Consider the following 2,310-nt stretch of genomic DNA (forward strand, 5'->3'; position numbering starts at 1 on the left):
TTTACATCAATTGAAGAGCTAGAGTATTTATTGCACCGCCTCTTAAATGAAGGGCAATTAATAATTAAGTGGGGTCGCAAAATCAAAAATAAGGGTAATGCTTGTATCACAGTTTAAATGTGCAACAGCTTATGGGAGCATAACACTTATGCGATAAGTAGAAATACTCAGGAATACCCTACCCCTCATTAGTCCATAATTAAATATGTTTACCACTCTCGCAAAATTATGAATCCAGAGAAACAAAGAAAGCTGCAAGAATATACCAGAGCAATTGCTGAGATTTTATATACAGAAGCTGAATCTGAACAACAGTTGACGCTCGAAAGTATAGAAAAAACTATTCAGACACAGCTTCAGCAGTATGTCAGTCCCGAAATTGCCGCTTTTTTTTTCAGCAATCAACAGGAACAACTTCCGGCAGAACCAGAAAACTTACCAGTACATTAGGGATACTAAAAATTAGTGAAAAACAAGCTAAAATACTCGGAGTTAAGCCCTGCACAAGAATTAGTCCACATTTAGAACAATGTTGTCTGAGATTAAGTGCCAATATGTCATACGAGCAAACGGCAGTAGATTTAGAATACATCACCGGTGTCCAAACCAATGCCATGTCACAACGCCTGATTAGTCCATCGGCCAGAGTTTCAGTTGCCGATAGTCACAGAACTAATTGAAGAATTATGTGTAGATGGAGGAAAAGTTAGATTAAGAACGGCACAGGGACTAGAATGTATCTACAAAGACTATAAAGCAATGCACACCAACAGCGGATTAATCGCGGTTTATCAAGATAATATTGGGCTGATTAATTGGGTCAACAGTCAACCCATCGCTAAGATTGTAACCTGTCGCTTGAGATGGACATGATGGAATTTGGAATATTATCGCTTTAGTTGCCCCAAATCGACAACGCCGAGAAATCCTTGACTGGTATCATCTGATTGAAAATCTGAATAAGGTTGGCGGCTCACAACGAAGAATCAATGAAGCCGAAGCTTATTTATGGATGGGACAGGTAGAAAAAGCGAAACAACTTTTTGCAAATCTGACAAAAAAAGCCGCACATAATTTCTGCGTCTATCTCCACAAACACCGAACACGCATCGTTCATTACCACTATTATCAGTCAAATAAGATTTGTTCGATTGGCTCGGGTGCTGTGGAATCAGCAATCAAACAAATTGGTCGTCGTATCAAAATTTCTGGCGCACAATGGAATGAGCAAAATGTCCCGCAAGTCTTGGCTCATCGAGTAGCTTACTTAAATGGAATGATTGGTGTCAATCTCAAAGCAGCAGCTTAAATTATCATCAGTATTTATACTGAGCACATAACTGTTATGCTCCCAAATGCTATTATGTGTGCTATCGCTTTCGCGTGGCTTTACTGAACCATATAATTAGAGTTCATTCGATCGTGTGTTCTCTGTTTGACCCTCATGAATGAGTGTCAGTAACATCATACCTCATATTTCTGAGAAAGGCTATATGTTGCAAGATTCATCATCCAACCAAACATCGCCGAATGTTTTAACCAACCAAACCTTTGAGGGCAATCGCGAAGCAGTCCGTCACGTCATCATCGGTTCGCCGCTGGGGGTACGGCGAACTATCCACCAACTGCACGCATTGCGCTACGAGGAAGCTGTTCGTTGGACTCATCCGATCGCCATTCCCGACAATCGCATCATTATTACACCCGAACAGGGAGAAATCATGAGTCTGTTAGTCAAATTAATCCGGTTGCAATGAAGTCATAAATGTGCGATCGATCTTTCTAGAATTTAGTCAAAAGTGCGATCGCGAATCTCTTCTCGTTGCCCGTGCTAAGCTGCTACGCAGCTAAACCGGATAAAACAGCATTGCCTTTATTTTTGATTTTTCGATCCCATTTGATAACCATTTCTCCTTCATTTAATAATCTATGTAGTAATTCTGACAATTCTTCTACTGACTTAAACAGTCGATGTGCTATATATTCTTTTGCTGAATGCCAGACCAATTCAATCAAATTATAATCTGGGCTGTAAGGTGGCAAAAATTCTAAAATAATATGAGGCATTTCGGCTGATATTTGGCTCAGAATATCTTTCTTTTTATGAAAACTAGCATTGTCTAAAATAATTACAATTTTTATTCCTGATTCGGCAAAACTTTCAGCTTGATTACCCTGTTCTCTCCATTCTTGAACTATCGAATCATTTAAGGCATTAATTTGCTCATAAAACGTATTCGAGTCTCCTTTTTTTATGACAAAATTTAACCTTTTTTTGTCATGATATCTCAATCCACCCATGATATTTAC

2 protein-coding genes and 2 pseudogenes are annotated in these 2,310 nt (G+C 39.0%); 3 read left to right on the forward strand and 1 reads right to left on the reverse strand.

Annotated elements, in window-relative coordinates:
• The 3 genes and pseudogenes from QT996_RS28225 to QT996_RS28235 all read left to right on the forward strand — a co-directional run.
• Positions 1 to 117 (forward strand): annotated as a pseudogene (locus tag QT996_RS28225) (IS630 family transposase); the annotation flags it as partial.
• Between the two features lie 111 nt (positions 118 to 228).
• Positions 229 to 1,309, forward strand: a pseudogene (locus tag QT996_RS28230) (ISKra4 family transposase).
• Positions 1,310 to 1,493: 184 nt separating this feature from the next.
• Positions 1,494 to 1,757: a hypothetical protein gene (locus tag QT996_RS28235; RefSeq protein ID WP_333050792.1), complete on the forward strand. Its 264-nt coding sequence runs from the start codon at positions 1,494 to 1,496 to the stop codon at positions 1,755 to 1,757.
• Positions 1,758 to 1,839: 82 nt separating this feature from the next.
• On the opposite strand, the gene QT996_RS28240 is transcribed toward QT996_RS28235, so the two are convergent.
• Positions 1,840 to 2,310 (reverse strand): transposase (locus QT996_RS28240; protein ID WP_333050794.1); only part of this gene is annotated, 471 nt, incomplete at its 5' end.

It is taken from the genome of Microcoleus sp. S13C4, assembly GCF_036700865.1.
Lineage (GTDB): Bacteria > Cyanobacteriota > Cyanobacteriia > Cyanobacteriales > Microcoleaceae > Microcoleus.